Annotated in this window: 15 protein-coding genes; 3 read left to right on the top strand and 12 right to left on the bottom strand. The window is 64.5% G+C overall.

Annotated elements, in window-relative coordinates; all coding sequences use genetic code 11:
• The first annotated feature begins 39 nt into the window (after positions 1-39).
• On the top strand, positions 40-3,546 hold the full coding sequence (locus tag QOC76_RS03355; protein ID WP_526354150.1) for a protein kinase domain-containing protein: 3,507 nt from the start codon (positions 40-42) through the stop codon (positions 3,544-3,546).
• An 11-nt stretch (positions 3,547-3,557) separates the two neighbouring features.
• Here the strand turns inward: QOC76_RS03355 and QOC76_RS03360 are convergent, their stop codons facing one another.
• From QOC76_RS03360 to QOC76_RS03370, 3 genes are all read right to left on the bottom strand, one after another.
• Positions 3,558-3,944, bottom strand: a complete 387-nt coding sequence (locus QOC76_RS03360; RefSeq protein WP_526354152.1) for a DUF2834 domain-containing protein — start codon at positions 3,942-3,944, stop codon at positions 3,558-3,560.
• 11 nt (positions 3,945-3,955) lie between these two features.
• The gene (locus QOC76_RS03365; protein WP_526354154.1) at positions 3,956-4,792 is read right to left on the bottom strand and encodes a hypothetical protein; all 837 of its coding nucleotides are present in this window, start codon (positions 4,790-4,792) and stop codon (positions 3,956-3,958) included.
• Between the two features lie 94 nt (positions 4,793-4,886).
• The gene (locus QOC76_RS03370; protein ID WP_526354156.1) at positions 4,887-5,180 is read right to left on the bottom strand and encodes a LuxR C-terminal-related transcriptional regulator; all 294 of its coding nucleotides are present in this window, start codon (positions 5,178-5,180) and stop codon (positions 4,887-4,889) included.
• Between the two features lie 81 nt (positions 5,181-5,261).
• On the opposite strand from QOC76_RS03370, the gene QOC76_RS03375 reads away from it, so the two are divergent.
• Both QOC76_RS03375 and QOC76_RS03380 read left to right on the top strand, forming a co-directional pair.
• Positions 5,262-6,395: an acyl-CoA dehydrogenase family protein gene (locus QOC76_RS03375; RefSeq protein ID WP_526354158.1), complete on the top strand. Its 1,134-nt coding sequence runs from the start codon at positions 5,262-5,264 to the stop codon at positions 6,393-6,395.
• A 21-nt stretch (positions 6,396-6,416) separates the two neighbouring features.
• On the top strand, positions 6,417-7,322 hold the full coding sequence (locus QOC76_RS03380; RefSeq protein ID WP_526354160.1) for an SDR family oxidoreductase: 906 nt from the start codon (positions 6,417-6,419) through the stop codon (positions 7,320-7,322).
• A gap of 72 nt (positions 7,323-7,394) precedes the next feature.
• On the opposite strand, the gene QOC76_RS03385 is transcribed toward QOC76_RS03380, so the two are convergent.
• The 9 genes from QOC76_RS03385 to QOC76_RS03425 all read right to left on the bottom strand — a co-directional run.
• Positions 7,395-8,408, bottom strand: coding sequence for a phosphotransferase family protein (locus QOC76_RS03385; protein ID WP_526354162.1), 1,014 nt, complete (start codon positions 8,406-8,408; stop codon positions 7,395-7,397).
• The gene (locus QOC76_RS03390) at positions 8,405-9,337 is read right to left on the bottom strand and encodes a DUF7064 domain-containing protein (protein WP_526354164.1); all 933 of its coding nucleotides are present in this window, start codon (positions 9,335-9,337) and stop codon (positions 8,405-8,407) included. The genes QOC76_RS03385 and QOC76_RS03390 overlap by 4 nt, the downstream gene beginning before the upstream one ends.
• Positions 9,334-10,182 (bottom strand): enoyl-CoA hydratase/isomerase family protein, encoded by an 849-nt coding sequence (locus tag QOC76_RS03395; RefSeq protein WP_526354166.1) that lies wholly within the window; start codon positions 10,180-10,182, stop codon positions 9,334-9,336. Before QOC76_RS03395 ends, QOC76_RS03390 begins: the two co-directional genes overlap by 4 nt.
• A gap of 2 nt (positions 10,183-10,184) precedes the next feature.
• Complete coding sequence (locus tag QOC76_RS03400; protein WP_526354168.1) at positions 10,185-10,997, bottom strand: enoyl-CoA hydratase/isomerase family protein; 813 nt, start codon at positions 10,995-10,997, stop codon at positions 10,185-10,187.
• 45 nt (positions 10,998-11,042) lie between these two features.
• The gene (locus QOC76_RS03405) at positions 11,043-11,828 is read right to left on the bottom strand and encodes an enoyl-CoA hydratase/isomerase family protein (RefSeq protein WP_526354170.1); all 786 of its coding nucleotides are present in this window, start codon (positions 11,826-11,828) and stop codon (positions 11,043-11,045) included.
• A gap of 31 nt (positions 11,829-11,859) precedes the next feature.
• The gene (locus tag QOC76_RS03410; RefSeq protein ID WP_526354172.1) at positions 11,860-12,618 is read right to left on the bottom strand and encodes an SDR family NAD(P)-dependent oxidoreductase; all 759 of its coding nucleotides are present in this window, start codon (positions 12,616-12,618) and stop codon (positions 11,860-11,862) included.
• A 34-nt stretch (positions 12,619-12,652) separates the two neighbouring features.
• The gene (locus tag QOC76_RS03415) at positions 12,653-13,591 is read right to left on the bottom strand and encodes a hydroxymethylglutaryl-CoA lyase (RefSeq protein ID WP_526354174.1); all 939 of its coding nucleotides are present in this window, start codon (positions 13,589-13,591) and stop codon (positions 12,653-12,655) included.
• The gene (locus QOC76_RS03420; protein WP_526354176.1) at positions 13,588-14,814 is read right to left on the bottom strand and encodes an acetyl-CoA hydrolase/transferase family protein; all 1,227 of its coding nucleotides are present in this window, start codon (positions 14,812-14,814) and stop codon (positions 13,588-13,590) included. Before QOC76_RS03420 ends, QOC76_RS03415 begins: the two co-directional genes overlap by 4 nt.
• The coding region (locus QOC76_RS03425; protein ID WP_526354178.1) for a thiolase family protein at positions 14,811-15,956 on the bottom strand (1,146 nt) is incomplete at its 5' end. The genes QOC76_RS03425 and QOC76_RS03420, both read right to left, overlap by 4 nt.

A 15,956-nucleotide genomic window follows, 5' to 3' on the forward strand; every position in this document is an offset into this window, starting at 1 on the left:
GGCGGGAGTACGCTGATGGCCACAGCAAAGGCATCTGCGATGGGAACGCCGACGGACGACAGCACTCAACGCGGCCTCGCCACCGGTATTGTCGGCGAGCTCGAGGCAGAGGGGTACCACGACGCGGAGCCGGTGGGGCGCGGCGGGTTCGGAGTCGTGTATCGGTGTAACGAACCGTCACTCGACCGAATCGTTGCGATCAAGGTACTCAGTTCCGATCAGGACGACCTCGACCTCGAACACTTCGAACGCGAGCAGCGGGCCATGGGGCGGGTCTCTGGCCATCCGAACATCGTGCCCGTGTTGCACTGTGGCCTAACGTTCACCGGACGTCCCTACATCGTGATGCCATACCACAGCCGGAACACGGTGGATTCCTGGATCAAGGGTCATGGACCACTGGCCGTCGGTGAAGCGTTGACGATAGGGGTGCGACTGGCGGGGGCTCTGGAGACCGCGCACCGCGCGGGCGTTCTGCATCGAGATGTGAAGCCCCCCAACATCCTTCTTACGGCGTACGGGGAACCACAGCTCTGCGACTTCGGCATAGCACGCATCACGGGTGGCCGTGAGACCGCTGCGAACATCATCGTCGGATCCCCGTCCTATACCGCGCCGGAGCTGTTCGAGGGTCACGCCCCCTCGGCAGCAGCCGATGTTTACGGTCTGGCGGCCACAGTCTTCACACTGCTCAACGGCGATCCGCCGTTCCCGTTCAAGCCGGGGCAGAATCCAATCGCGTTTGTTCGTCGGGTGTTAGCGGGTCCCATCCCCGATCTCCGCGCGAAGGGCGTCGAAGATGTCGTGTGCTCGGCATTGGAGCTAGGCTTGAATACCGATCCAACGCGGCGCCCCAGTTCGGCCGCGGAGTTCGGTGAGGTGCTGCGGGAAGCTGGCGCCCATGTCGGGCTCGCCATCGCCGAGATCCCGCTCGAGTTACCGGCACTGTCGACCGATGCCCCTGAATTGCCCTCCGACACAGGCACTCCCGTATCCCCATCGGCCGGGCGTTCGGCGGCTCTGGCGTTAGGGTCGGGCCCGTCAGGTGGCATCCAGCGAGCGCAGTATCCGCCGAGCGCACCGACACGTTTTCGACCGCCGACATTCAATCGTCCGACAGTGCCGAGGCGACACATCCTCGACCGCCTCGGCTCCGGGCGAAGACCGAAGTTGGTCCTCATCCACGCGCCCGCGGGCTACGGCAAAAGCACGCTGGCCGCACAGTGGGGCGAAATCCTCACCCGCGACGGACTGAAGGGCGCATGGCTGGCCATCGATAGCGACGACAACAACTCGATCTGGTTTCTTGCCCACCTGATTGAGGCGATTCGGCGCACCATGCCGGATCTCGCTGACGTGATGCAACAAGAATTCGAAGGACATTTGGACAACACGCAACAGTATGTGCTCAACGCCCTGATCGGTCGCCTGCACTCCGAGAAAGAAACCCTCGTGTTGGTGCTCGACGACTGGCACCGCGTAGACAACAGCGAGACCACGAACGCGCTTGCCTATCTGATCGAAAATGGCTGCCATCACCTACATTTGATTGTCGCAAGCCGAACCCGCACCGATCTTCCGCTGTCCACCCTCCGAGTCCAGGGCGAACTCCTCGAAATCGATGCGACGCAACTGCGGTTCGATACGGCCGAATCCCAGGCGATGCTTGTCGGTCAGTGTGGCCTCGACCTCACGGCAGCCGACGTGGCCGAACTCGAGGAATCCACCGACGGATGGGCAGCGGCGTTGCAGCTGGCATCGCTGTCGCTTCGTGAGCACGCCGATCCGGCCGCCCTCATCGAGCATCTGTCGGGGCGCAACGAAGCACTGGGCGAGTACTTGGCGTCGAACGTCCTCGACCGCCTTGAACCGGACCTCCTCGATTTCCTACTTGCAACCTGTATTCCCAAACAGATCTGCAGCGGATTAGCCACAGCGCTCACCGATAACCGGCGCAGCCGAAGCATCCTCGAAGATATCGAAAAACGTGACCTCTTCCTTAGAAGGACAGACGTCGAGGGGTCATGGTTTCAGTACCATCACCTGTTCGCCGAGTACCTGCTGCACCGCCTCGAGCGCGACGCAGAAGAGCGCATACCGGAACTACACCGAAGAGCGGCGGAGTGGTTCACCGAACAGGAGATGCTCAGCCAGGCCGTCGATCACATGATCCTTGGCGGCGAGGCTCGGCAGGCGGCGGATGCCGTCGAGCAGGCGGCCACGGATCTGATGGAACAATCACAGATGGCCACGTTGATCGGGCTTGCGGCCAAACTGCCGGCGCAGCACGTGGATGGGCGGCCGAGGTTGCAAGTTGACCTCGCGTGGGCGAACGTCGTACTTCACCGCCTAGCATCCGCCGAGGACGCGCTCAGGTTGGCCGAGATCGGCATGGACTCGATTCCGGCTGACGAAAATGGCGACCTGCGTGCCGAAATGAACCTGATCCGCGCGGTGGTCGCCGCATTCCAGGACCGCATCGAGCCCTCCACCAGCGCGGCCGTTGCCGATTGTGTCGACAGGGTGGACACATTGCGGCCCTTCATTCTGTGCCGCGCAGCCGACCTCGCTTCATTTCGGGCACTTCGGGTTCTGGACTTCGATGACGCGCTTCGCTGGCAGCGATGGGGACGGCAATACCACCGGCAGATCGCCGGGACGCTGAGCGTGAGCTACGGGTACTGTTTTGCGGCACTCGCCGCGAACGAACAGCTCGACGTTGCCGGAGCTGAAGCGCATTTGCGACATGCGGTGCGAATCGCGTTGTCGCCGTCCGGTGGTCCGACCTACGTCGCAAAGCTAGCCGGATCATTGTTGGGGGAGCTTCTCTACGAACGCGGCCAGCTCGACGAAGCGGAGGCATTGCTCGACGACGCCTACGAACTCGGTGCCGAGGGCGGAATCGTCGACTTCATGCTGGCGGCGTTCGGCACCGGGGCGCGTCTGAAATACGCTCGCGGTGAAGCGGATTCCGCCCATGATCGAATCAGCGAAGGCCTGGATATCGCGAAGCTCTTGCAACTTCCCAGACTCGAGGCGCGCATGCTCTATGAACGTGTCAGGCTTGCCGCCGTGTCCGGCGAGCCGATCGGCGAGTCGGTCGCACGGCGAATCGCCAGCTTGAGTTCTCAGAAGCTCGACGGAATCAGCGATGTGGCAGCCGAACTCATAGAGGATGCGCAAATCCGATTGCTCCTGCTCGGCGGTACGCCCCCAGCCTTCGCTGGGGCTTGTCAGCGGGCTCAGCGGCGCCTCGAACGTGTCGATCGGCGGAAGCGCCCGCGTGCACACCTCTATGCCACGCTGCAGTCGGTTCTCTGTCTCGGCACGGCAGGCGACACCGACCAAGCGATTCTCGTCCTGAGTTCCGCGCTGAGAACCTGTGCCGCTCTTGGGCTCAGCCAATTGCTTATCGACGAGGGGCCCGAGATGCTTCGTCTCGCGAAAGATGCCGTTGACGCAAAGGAACTCAGTTCCCCGGATCCGACGACGCGCGTGAATATTCGGGATTTCGTATCGAATCTGGTTGAGATATCAAGCGTCTGACGTGTCGCACGCTAGGTCTGGTGGACGATCAATTCGTCGGTTCGCACGCGTTTGTCGAGGTACCGCTCACGGGTGACGAGATACACGGGGAATGCCATCGATACGCCGATGTATGACAGTGCCACGAAGATCCAGCCCCATTTATACCCCAGTCCAATCCGCTTGCTGTCGGAGACGACCCACACCATGAACACCAGCCAGGCGATAGCCATGTCGATGCTGAGGAACGAGGCGGTGCCGCCGGCCGCTATCGCGTCGCCGAAGAACTCGACCGGGTTGAGGATGTTTCCACCGGCACCAATCCACTGAAAAGCGTGTGGCCAGGTCAACACCAGCGCCACGGCGCCGGAAAGGATGTAGAAGGCGTGGCGAATATTGGTGGTCGTGGATAGGGACATCGATTCGCTCCTTAGACCCCGTCCGCGATATCGGCCGTGCCGGGAACCGGCTGCGGGCGATTGACAGTGGGGACTTCCGGACGATCCTCGGCGCCGCCGGCTGACCGCGGTGGCAGGAACGCCGCAGCTCCCCGTACAAGAACGATCGCGAAGCCAATGCTGACCACCGTTGCCGCCGCGACCAATGCCGTCGAGGTGTGGTCGAGGTGAATAGCAATGATTGTGGGCCAGCCTGCGCCGAAGTTGGCCCCGAAGAATGTGAACGGAAACAGAACGAACAGACCCAGCAGTTGCCACCGACCGGCGCGGCGGGCACGCAACTGCGACGCTGCCACCGCGAAGCAGATCACCTGGGCGGCTTCCAGCACACCGATCACCAACGGGTACTGGAAGATCCGGAACACGTGCGGCCCCCAATAACTATAGAGGCCGCCGTTGATGCCGATCATCTCGAACGCGGCCGATTCAAGCAGTGTGATGCCGGCCCAGACGAACAGCCTGTGGCGGGTCATGGTTCCGCGGGCGATCTGATGAGCGATATAGATCGCAGGGGCGGCGTAGAGCACCACGTAACCGCTATGCGTCCAGATCGGTTGCGGGATGTCGAACGCCGTGAAGTGCGTCCACATGCCGTCCGTGGAGTAGAAGTACAGCATCATCGCCACGTCGTAAAGCGGCTCGGCGAATGCGCCGACCATGGCCGCCAAAACCAAAAGCGCATAGAACGGCGTCCGCTCGCGCGTCCCCATCCAGATCGCGATCACCAGAAGGATCGCTGTCAGCGCCCAGCTGCCGTACGTCAGGATCGCCTGCGTGGTGAGGTTCAGTTCGTGATCGACCGGTGGCACACAGTCACGCTATGAGCTAGGGCGATAGATGCGCGTCCCCAACAAGAGGTATTTTCCTCCCCCGGACGAGCGTGACGGCGCCCGAAAGCTCGAGTCAGCTGCGCTGCCGGTGGAATCTGGCTACCGCCTCGGTCCTGTTGGCGGCAACCATCTTTCGCAAGATATGCTTCACGTGTGATTTGACGGTGCCCTCGGCCACAGGCTGAGCGCGATCTGCGCGTTCGTCGGCGGCTCGCCGCATCGCCTGCAATCGCTCCATCATCAGATTCCGTTCGAACGCCACACCCAAACCTTCGGCGAACATTCCAAGCACGTCACGGTCGGAAGAGTCTCGCGTCCGTCGAAACTCGAGGACCCGATCGATCAACTCGGCCTCGGTGTGACTCACCCCACTAAGAATGCGCTACCATTGCGTAAACATCAATCATTAATATGGTCAGGCCGAACCTAAGCTGCAGGAGGCCTTGGTATGTTCACCACCCAACAGCAGGCGTTCGCCAGCGCCATCGAGCAGTTCTGTGAGAAACACTGCTCGACGGCACAACAGCGCGAAGCGCTCACCGACGGCGGACGGCTATCGAACAGCCCGGAGATACTGAGAAAGTTGGCAGATCTTGGCTGGCTCGGGGTGTCGCTACCCGTCGAATACGGCGGTGGCGGCGCGGGGATGATCGAGGAGTGCATCTTCCTGGAGGAGACGGCGCGCGGGCTGGCGCCGATCCACGCTTACGGTACCGGGCTGACCGCCGCGCAGACCTACCTGCGGCATGGCGCCGAGCAGCAGAAGAAGGAAGTACTCGGCAACCTGTGCAGCGGCCGCTTCGAGGCGATCGCCCTTTCCGAGCCAGGCGCCGGATCCGACTTGAGCGGCGTGACTACCAAGGCCGTGCGTGACGGCGACCGGTTCGTCGTCAACGGTCAGAAGACCTGGATCACCGCGGCGCACCTCGCCGACCACCTTCTGGTGCTTACCCGCACGGAGTCCGACGCCGGCAAGCACCACGGGCTGACGCTGCTCTATCTGCCGACCGGCTCGCCGGGACTCGACATCCGGCCGATCCAGACGATGGACGGCCATACCGTCAACGACGTGTTTTTCACCGACGTGTCGGTGCCGGTGGCGAATGTGGTCGGCGGGATCGGCGACGCCTGGCACCGTCTGATGCGCGGACTGAATGTCGAACGGCTCATCATCGCCGCGATGTCGCTCGGTGCCGCACGCCGGTCTCTGGAAGACACCATCGCTTATGTGCGCACCCGCGAACAGTTCGGCAAGCCGATCGGCGCCTTCCAGGCGGTACGGCACAGCATTGCCGATCTGGCAACCGAAATCGAACATTGTCGCGCCTTCGTGTACCACGTGGCAGAGCAGATCGACGCCGGACTGGAGGACCAGCTGGCCAGGGAGGGCGCGATGGCCAAGCTCAAGTGCACCGAGGTCGCCAAATCCGTCGCACTGGAGGGTATGCAGCTGATGGGCGGCGCCGGTTACACCGTCGAGTACGGCATGGAGATGCAGGTGCGCAAGGCGTTGGCGCCTCCGATCTACGGCGGCGCCAACGGGATTCAGCGAGAGATCATCGGAAAGAGTTTCGGTCTGTAGATCGACGAGAGGAAATCGGCCATGAGCGCAACGAAGCGCGACATCTTCGCACCCGATCTGTTGTCGGATAAGCGGATCCTGATCACCGGCGGCGGAACCGGTCTCGGTCGGGGAGTGGCCGCCCGGCTGGTCAAGTATGGGGCCCAAGTGCACCTGTGGGGCCGGCGCGAGGCGGTGCTCGCCGAGGCTGCCGAAGAGGCTTCCGGCGGCCGGGTCGGTGCGGTTCACTATCAGGCCGTTGACGTACGGGATTCGTCGGCCGTCGACGCAGCCGTGGCAGAGATCTGGCAGCGGCACGGGCCGCTCACCGGCCTGCTCAACAACGCGGCCGCGAACTTCATCGCCCCGACCGCCGGCCTGAGCCAGCGGGCCTTCGAAGCGGTGACGTCGACCGTGATGACCGGTTCCTTCAACACCACGGTTGCGGTCGGCAAGCGGTGGATCGCCGCGGGCATGCCCGGCGCGGTGCTCTCAAACCTCACCACATGGGTGTGGAGTGGGTCGGCATTCGTTGTGCCGTCGGCGATGGCCAAAGCGGCGGTGCATGCGATGACGATGTCGCTGGCGGTGGAGTGGGGACGGTACGGCATCAGGGTGAATGCGCTTGCACCCGGGCCCATTCCGACCGAGTACGCATGGGAGATGCTCAATCCGACCGACAAGAGTTCCGTGGGGGCCACCCAGGAGAACCAGATTCCGCTCGGACGCGCCGGAACGGTCGACGAGCTGGCGAACCTGACCATTTTCGCGTTCTCCGACGCTTGCGATTACTTGACCGGTGAGACCATCGCCATGGATGGTGGCCAGCGGCTGGCCGGGCCGAACACCTTCGCCGGCCTCAGCGCCATGACCGACCAAGACTGGACCGATGCCATGGAGCGCAGCAAGGCAGCCTCCGCCGCCGCCAAGGCAGCCCGCTCGGTCTGATTTCGCGCCCAAACGTGAGTTTGGGCGCGAAAGCTCGAGAAGAATCGCGCAAAACGTCGATCTCGGCGCCATTCAGACACGCACCAGCCGTTCGCCCGCGTCCAGGAAAGACGCGACCAACGCCGGGTCGGCGTAATACGGGTCGCCGACACCATCCTCGAACCGCCTGCGGCTGTACTCATATAGTGCCGCGAGCTTGTACATCGCCAGCGTGGCATACCAATTCACCCCGGACACATCGGCACCGGTGCGGTTGGCGTAGCGGTCGAGCAGCTCGGCCCGGCTCGGATAGCCCGGCTCCAGCACCGCGGTTCCCATCGCAGAGGTCGGAACCAGCGGCTCACCGGCCACCGGGTATGACGTCAGCAGGTACCCCAGGTCGGCGAGCGGGTCGCCGATGGTGGCGAGCTCCCAATCCAGCACCGCGGCGACGCATCCGGCTCCGATATCGACGATCATGTTGCCGATGCGAAAGTCGTTGTGAACGACCGACGTTGCGGATTCCGGCGGCAGGTGTGCGTGCAGCCAGTCGTCCAGAGGACCGAATGACTTTGGCACGGATCCGTCAACTGCGACCAGCGAACGCATCCGCCGCAACTGCCGGGCGTTGAACCCGTCTGGCTTGCCGAAATCGCCGAGCCCCACCTCACGCCAAGCCACGGTGTGTAACGCGGCAATAGTGTCGACCAGTGATTCGCCGATGCGACCGCGCAGCCGTTCGTCTTCCCCAGGCGCAGGCGTTGATTCGGTTATGACTGTCCCATCGACGAAATCCATCACGAAGACCGGAACGTCCAACAGCTCGCCCGCGGCCGCGGTGGCCAACACCCGGGGAGTGGGGACATCAGTGGAGGCGAGTGCGGCCAGCAGCTTCGCCTCCCGTAGCACGTCATGGGCACCCGGAGGCAGCGGCGGAGGCGGTGGTCGGCGCACCACCACTCGGCAGTGGCCGTCCGACACCAAGAAGGTCAGGTTGGAATGGCCGTCACCGATCGCATCGGCGGTCACCGCCGGTCCACACAGGCCATGCTCGGCCAGAAATGCGCCCAGCCGTTCGAGCTGGTCACCAGACCAGGACCACATCATCTGCCCTGGCTCGACAGGTAGTCCAGATAGCTACCCTGCCAATGTGTTTCGAACTGCCCGGCACCCGGTTCGCCGTCGATCACGGCCCGGCAGGCGCCCTCGCGGATCACGGTTTGCAATCTGTCGTGCGTCGGCAATTCGATCACTCCGAAGACATCGAGCTCCAGCTCGGTTTGCGTGCCGGTTATGTCGGTGAGGATCGCCCGCAGCCGACGTTGGCGCATCTGTTCACCGTATTCGGCGTGCTGGTCGATGTGGTGAATCGGATAGGTCACTCCGTCGCGTACGACGTACCCTGCGAAGCCCCACTCGCCCATAGCGATCCAGATCCAGCCATTCACCGCCCGGCCCGATTCGGTGTACGCGACGAACCACTTCCAATGCTGCGGTACGCCCCAGTCGCGCACTCCCCAGGAGTGGTCGCGATGCCCCATTCGGTCCCACTCGATGTGCCGGCCGGCGACCTCGAGCCGGCCGCGAACCCGACCTGTCTGCTCGATCCGGTTCACCGCAAACCACGACGGCAGCCCATCGGGATTGCTGTGGTAGCTGAAGGCGTCGTGAATGCCATTGAAAGCGAACTCGATCCGGACGCCGTCGCGGTCGTAGGTCATCACGCAGGACTTGCGCAGCTCTGGCTGACTGAGCGTCAACCCGTCGAACGCGAACTCGTCCAGGTCTGCGTGGTCGGGTACCTTTCCGCGGTGCTGATGCAGCGCCAGCGGTTGCGCGTCCGGGCCCCACACGCAGACGTTATAACCGACGGTCCCACTACCGGTGAGGTAGAGGTAAACCTGCACGCCCAGTTGATGCTCCGGCATGGTCAACTGCCAGAACAGGCTGTCGCGAGTTCGCTCCCCGGCGACCGGTCGGTGCCGCAGATCGTCAGTCGGGCGGAGCCCCGGGTCCTGCTTCCTGGTGGTTGTCACTGGGGCCTGGCCTGCAGTTCGGTTAGGGCCTGACGGGTGGCCGGCACCTGGACGGCCAGAGCCTGGCCGCGGTTCTCCAACTCCAGCGCGGAACGGAAGGAGTTGATCTCCAGGTTACGGACCACCGCGTTCTTAGTGGACCGGACGCTGTCTTCGGAATTGGCCGCGATGGTTTCGGCCATCTCGATGGCCGCGTCAAGCGCGGTGCCGGTTTCGATGAGCCGGTCGGCCAGCCCGATGCTTCGCGCTTCGGCCGCCCGCACCGTGCGTCCGGTGAATGCCAACTCCGCCGCTCGGCCGGGGCCGATCAGCCGGACCAGGTTCCACGACGTGCCGAGTTCGCCGATTGACAGCCCAATTCGCACGAAGCCGGCGCTGAAACTTGCGGTCTGGTCGGCGATCCGGATGTCTGCAGCCAGCGCCAGCGACAGGCCTCCACCGGCCGCGGGACCGCTGACCGCCGCGATCACCGGATAGGGCAGCGCACGCATCCCGGTGGAACCGGCCGCGGCGGTCTCGACGAGATCGGTGAATTCTGACACCGACATTCGGGTGAGCACACCGACCTCAGCCAGGTCGAAGCCGGTGCAGAAGGTCTTGCCGCCCGCCCCGGTGATGATCAATGCACGCAGCGGCGCGTTGCGTAATGTAGCTGTGGCCCAAGAAATTTCGCCGAACATCTCGACGGTTTGCGAGTTCCCGCGATCGGGGCGGTTCACCGACATCACCATGATGCCGTGAGGATGTTCATCGAAGGCCAGAGTGCGTGCCGTGCGCAGCTCGTCGAGGACGTCGGCTAGCGGGCGCCGCGACACCCGATTCCAGTGCGTGGTAACTGTGCTCATCCTCACCTCCCGGAAAAGTTGGGTACGCGCTTGGCTTTGAAGGCGTCCAGCGCCTCAGTCATGTCGTCACAGCGCGTCAGAAGTGCCTGTCCGCGGTTCTCGAGTTCGAGGGCCGCCGCGAAGGAGGTGACTTCCATGTTGGCCTGCAAGGCCCGTTTGGACAATCGGATGCCGCCGGGGGAGTTGGCGCAGATCTGGTTTGCCATCGTCAGCGTTTGGTCGAGTAGGTCTTCCGGACCGGTCAACCGGTTGAGCAGACCAAGCTGTTCTGCCTCCTCGGCATCGACCATGCGCCCGGTGAATCCGATCTCGGCCGCCGCCGACGGGCCGATCAGGCGCGGCAGCAACCAGGACGCGCCCAGGTCGCCCGCGGAAAGCCCGATCCGGACGAACGCGGCGTTGAACTTCGCCGCAGGCGATCCCAGCCGGATGTCGGCCATCAGCGAGAGCGACATGCCGCCGCCCGCGGCGGCCCCGTTGACCGCGGCGATCACCGGTACCGGGACCGCGCGCACGGCGGCGAGCGCACGGGCAGCGCGCTCCTGGAGGTCCAGCATGCCCAGCGCCCCAAGTGTCGGCAGCCGAGCTGCTTCATCGAGGTCGTAGCCCGCGCAGAACGCCTTGCCCGCACCGGTCAGGATCACCACCCGAACGTCGCGATCGTCTCCGATCGCCCGCGCCAACGCTTCGAGTTCGTCGAACATGGCGACTGTCATCGCGTTGTACCGGTCGGGCCGGTTGAGCGTCACTTGGACCACACCATCGGCGGGGGACTCGAGAAGCAATGTCTCATAACGTCGTTCGAGATCAATCATGAAACATGTTCCGTTCGTTCGGTTTTGCGGTTGACCGCCGATTGTTTAGATGAATTCGGGAGCACGCTTGTCGATGAACGCCTTGAGCCCCTCGACCGCCTCACCTTGCTCGAACAGCTCCTGGATCTGTTCGACCTCGTAGCGCAGTCCTTCATCGATCGGTCGGTCGTAGGCGGCATCGACGGTGCGCACCACGGCCAGTTGAGCGGATGTCGACGGCGCGGCCAACTCATGGGCCAGTTGCCACGCGGCGGCACGTGCGGTCCCGCCCGGCTCTGCGAAGCGGTCGACCAGCCCGATCCAGAATGCCTCGTCGGCCTCAACCTGACGCCCGGTGAGCATGAGGTCCAATGCGCGACCGCGCCCGACGAGACGGGGCAGGCGCTGGGTACCTCCACCACCTGGGATCAGTCCGAGTTTGACCTCGGGGAGACCGAGCCGCGCCTCTGCGGCGGCGACACGCATCGTGCAGGCCATCGCCAACTCGAGACCGCCGCCCAGCGCGAGCCCCTCGATGGCGGCCACGGAGACCATGGACAGGGCAGCAAGGCGTTCCAGCGCGCCGCGCATAGCGTCGCCGTACTCCCGAAACGACGCCGCGTCGACCGCCGACATGTGTTTGATGTCGGCGCCTGCGGCGAAAAAGCCGTTCACTGCGGACGTCACGATGATCACCTTGGCGCCTGCCGCCTCGGCGTAGTCCATCGCCGCATGCAGGCCCTCGAGGATTTCGAGTCCCAGCGCGTTGGCCGGTGGCCTGTCGAGAACGATCTCGACGATGGCCCCGTCCCGGTTCCACGTCACAGCGTCACGGCGTTGTGGTTGTGCCACGGGAATCTCCTTTGAGTGGATGAGGTTCGGTTCAGGCCATAGTCAGGCCACCGCTGACGGACAGCGTCTGCCCAGTGATGTACTCAGCCGCGTCGGACGCGAAGAAAGCGACGGCGGCGGCGATGTCCGACGGCTGCGCCAACCGCTTCATCGGCACCGCGCGGGTCATCCCGCCGATCACCTTGTCGGCGTCCTCTCCGGAACTGTCGGCGAACTTGCGCAGCGCCGGGGTGTCGGTGGGGCCGGGGCAGACGGTGTTGGCGGTGACACCCTTGGTCGCCACCTCGCGGGCGAGGGTCTTGGTGAACGCGATGATTCCGCCCTTTGCGCCGGAGTAGACCGATTCCAGCGACGAGCCGACACGGCCGGCATCCGAGCCGATGTTGATCACCCGACCGAATCCGCGCTCCACCATGCCGGGCACGACGGCGTGGATGACGCGAAGTGCACCCTTGAAGTTGATGTCAAGAATTTTGTCCCAGAAGTCTTCTGAGGTTTTCAGGAACGGCATGAAGTCGTCCCACCCGGCGTTGTTCACCACGATTTCGATGTCACCAAGCTCGGCCTCGACGGTCTTGACCGCACCCTGCACCGACGCGGTGTCGGTGACGTCCACCCGGATGGCAATGGCCTCGCCACCGGCATCGGTGATGCGCTTCGCGGTGGCTTCCGCCGCGTCCAGGTTGAGGTCGGCTACGGCGACTCGGAACCCGTTGATGCCCAGGGTTTCCGAGATACCCTGGCCGATGCCCTGGGCTCCGCCGGTGACGAATGCGACGCGGTTGCTCATATGTTCTCTCCTGTGAGATGAGTGGTGGGATGGTTCAGCGGCAGGACGGGGCGTCCGGGTTCGGTTTCCAGTCGATCGGGCCCGCGATTATTGAGTGGCTGGTCAGTTTGCGGCCAAGGACGCTCTGAGCCGCGCGGGCAGCGTCGATGAGCGCGGGCAGGGACACCCCCGTGGACACGCCCATCTCCACGAACATGCTGATCAGATCCTCCGAGGAGATGTTCCCGGTGGATCCGGCGGGCACGGGGCAGCCGCCGAGTTCGCCGAAGCTGGACTCGAAGCTGGTGCATCCGGCTCGAAGTGCGGCGTATGCGTTGGCCAGTCCCTGGCCGCGGGTGTTATGGAAATGTGCGGTGACCTCGACCCCAGGCAGCCGCTCGATGGCGGCGGTGAAGAACTCTTCGACATAGGCGGGGTTGGCCATGCCCGTGGTGTCGCCGAACCCGACCTCGGCGGCGCCCGCCGCTGCGAACTGCTCGGCGATGTCGAGCACCCGATTCATCAACACTTTGCCCTCGAACGGGCAGCCGTACGAGGTGGCGATGACGGCGGCGCAGCGCAGGTCTTCCGCAACAATGCGTTTCGCGATGATCTCGTTGTCGGCCATCGACTCAGCGATGGTCCGATTCACGTTCTTCCTGTTGTGGGTCTCCGATGCACTGACGAAGATCGCTACCTCGGAGAAGGTTTCGCGCACCTTGAGTGCGTTGTCGAGTCCCTTGCTGTTGGGTACGAGCACCATCAGCGAGATGTGGTCGGGCACGTCGATTCCGCGCAACACCTCGACGCCGTCTGAAAGCTGGGGGATGACGTCGGGTCGGACAAAACTGGCGACCTCAATGCGCTTCAGGCCGGTACGGGCCAGTCGGTTGATCAGGTCGATTTTATCTGCGGTGGCGATGGTTTCGGGCTCGTTCTGAAATCCGTCGCGCGGCCCGACTTCGCGGATCTCGACGTGAGCTGGCTTGGTCACAAGCGGGTCCTTTCCTGCTCGAGTTGGTCGCGAAACTCGGGGGCGGCGATCGCAGCCATGCGTCTGGCCCGTTCGCCGATGCTGCAGCCGCGCAGATGCGCGACGCCGTACTCGGTGACGACGGCGTCGACGTCGGATCGCGACGTGGTCACCACTCCGCCGTCGAGTGCGGTTTTGATTGTGGACTGACCGCCCGATGTGGCGCGCAGGGCGAAGATTGACCGCTTCCCGGTGAGCGCGGCTGCCCGGGCGAAGTCGACCTGGCCGCCGACCGCGCCGACATACACGCCGCGGCTGACCTCGGCGCCCACCTGTCCGCTCAGGTCGACCTCGACCGCGAAGTTCACCGATACCAATGAGCGCAGCTGCGAGAGTATTTGCGGGCTATGGGTGTAACTGGTCGGCAGGAATCTCGCAGGCAGCTCGGCGACCCGGTTGTACAGCTCGGCCGAACCCAGCGCGGTGCCGGCGACGATCAGCCCGCGGTCGATCTCCTTTTGGCTGCCTGTCGCCACGCCCTTGTCGAGCAGCCGGAGCAGCCCGTCGGTGACCATCCCGGTGTGAAATCCCAAATCCTCGTGTTCGGCTAGCGCGTCGAGAACCGCCGTGCCCAGCGAGCCGACTCCCAACTGCACGGTGTCGCCGTCGTCGACGAGTTCGGCGATGTTCGCGGCGATGCGCTGCTCGGTAGATCCCGGTGCGCGGGTGGGATCTTCGGGTAATGGCCGGTCGGTGGTGATGGTTGCCGCAAATCGGTCGAGCGGAATCCGCGGGCTGCCCACCGTGACGGGCATTCTTTGGTTGATCTCGGCGATGAGGACGGGTGTGTGCCGTATCGCATCGGCGACGTAGTCGACGCCGATGCCCAGCGAGCACCGCCCGTTCTCGTCGGGCGGCGAAACCTGCACCAGGCCGACGTCGCAGGGCAGCCGGTGCTCGGCGAACATCCGGGGCAACGCTGAGTAGTGGCACGGAATGACTTCCAGGCGGCCGGAGCGGCTCAGCTCGCGCAGTTCGCCGAGCCCGCCGTAGGACACCATCGACATTCGAGCGGGCATGGTGACGGCGAGCTGGTCGTTCCAGCTCAGCCCGGTGAACGTCCGGATGGGTCCGATCCGCGGGCTCTGCGCGATCAATGCGTCGACCAGCGGACGTGGTTCGGCGGCCGCCTGGCCCCACCAGACGCCGTCACCGCGCGCCAAAAGCGTGCCGAAGTCGATCACGTCGGCACCCGCTGGATGAGTGTGCCGGTCCCCAATCCGCCGCCGCAGCACATGGTTACCAGGCCGAGGTCGCCTTCGCGACGTTCGAGCTCGGCGACCAGGGTGGCGATCAGCCTGGCGCCGGTGGCGCCGACGGCGTGGCCCAGCGCGATGGCACCGCCGTTGACGTTCACACGATCGACGTCGGGATTCAGCTCGCGCTGCCAGGCCAGCACCACCGAGGAGAACGCCTCATTGACCTCGAATAGGTCGATATCGTCGATGGTGAGGTTGTTGCGCTGCAACAACTTCTGGGTCGCAGGGATCGGCCCGGTCAGCATGATAATCGGGTCGACACCGACGGTGGTCTGGTCGACGACTCGGGCGCGGACTCGTAATCCGAGCCGGCGGGCGGCGCCTCCGGAGCACAGCAGCACCGCGGCGGCTCCATCGCTGATCGGCGAGGACGACCCGGCGGTAATTCGCCCGCCCTCTTTACGGAACGCCGGCTTCAGGTTGGCCAGGGTCTCCACGGTGGTCTCCGGGCGCACGCATTGATCGGCGTGGCGGATCTGGCCGTCGAGCGTCAAAGGCACTATCTCGGCGTCGAAGCGGCCGTCGGCGATGGCCTTGGCTGCCTTTTGATGCGACCGTGCGGCGAAGGCGTCCATCTCGTCGCGGCTCAGCTGCCAGCGGTCGGCAATCAGCTCGGCGCTTTCGCCCTGATGCACGAAACCGTAGCGGTCGCGCAGCTCGGCGGGCCAGGGATCGCCGTAGAGTTCGGCGATCTTGCCGGGAGAGTCGATGGGCACGTGGCCCATGTGCTCCACGCCACCGGCGATCACGACGTCGTGAGTGCCCGAGGCCACCAGTGCCGCACCCATTTCCACCGCGGTCTGTGCCGAGCCACAGCGCCGGTCCAGCGTGGTGGCCGGCACCTCGGGCGGATACCCCGCCTGCAGCCAGCCATTGCGGGCGATATTGCGCGACTGTTCACCGAACTGGGCGGTGCAGCCAATCACCAGATCTTCGACCACTGCGGGCTCGATCCCGCTGCGCGCGATCAGCTCGCTGTAACAGGCGGCCAGCATCGCGTTGGGATGGATGTCGCGATACCACCCGCGCTCGGGATGCGATTTGCCGGTCGGGGTGCGAACGGCCTC

This window comes from Mycobacterium sp. (assembly GCF_032159565.1).
Taxonomy (GTDB): Bacteria; Actinomycetota; Actinomycetes; order Mycobacteriales; family Mycobacteriaceae; genus Mycobacterium.

What these genes read in the sequence shown, in the direction of transcription:
- QOC76_RS03360 (WP_526354152.1), bottom strand. Translation starts at nt 3,944, where the DNA reads ATGTCCCTATCCACGACCACCAATATTCGCCACGCCTTCTACATCCTT.
- QOC76_RS03410 (WP_526354172.1), bottom strand. Translation starts at nt 12,618, where the DNA reads ATGAGCAACCGCGTCGCATTCGTCACCGGCGGAGCCCAGGGCATCGGC.
- QOC76_RS03395 (WP_526354166.1), bottom strand. Translation starts at nt 10,182, where the DNA reads ATGAGCACAGTTACCACGCACTGGAATCGGGTGTCGCGGCGCCCGCTA.
- QOC76_RS03375 (WP_526354158.1), top strand. Translation starts at nt 5,262, where the DNA reads ATGTTCACCACCCAACAGCAGGCGTTCGCCAGCGCCATCGAGCAGTTC.
- QOC76_RS03385 (WP_526354162.1), bottom strand. Translation starts at nt 8,408, where the DNA reads ATGATGTGGTCCTGGTCTGGTGACCAGCTCGAACGGCTGGGCGCATTT.
- QOC76_RS03355 (WP_526354150.1), top strand. Translation starts at nt 40, where the DNA reads ATGGGAACGCCGACGGACGACAGCACTCAACGCGGCCTCGCCACCGGT.
- QOC76_RS03400 (WP_526354168.1), bottom strand. Translation starts at nt 10,997, where the DNA reads ATGATTGATCTCGAACGACGTTATGAGACATTGCTTCTCGAGTCCCCC.
- QOC76_RS03380 (WP_526354160.1), top strand. Translation starts at nt 6,417, where the DNA reads ATGAGCGCAACGAAGCGCGACATCTTCGCACCCGATCTGTTGTCGGAT.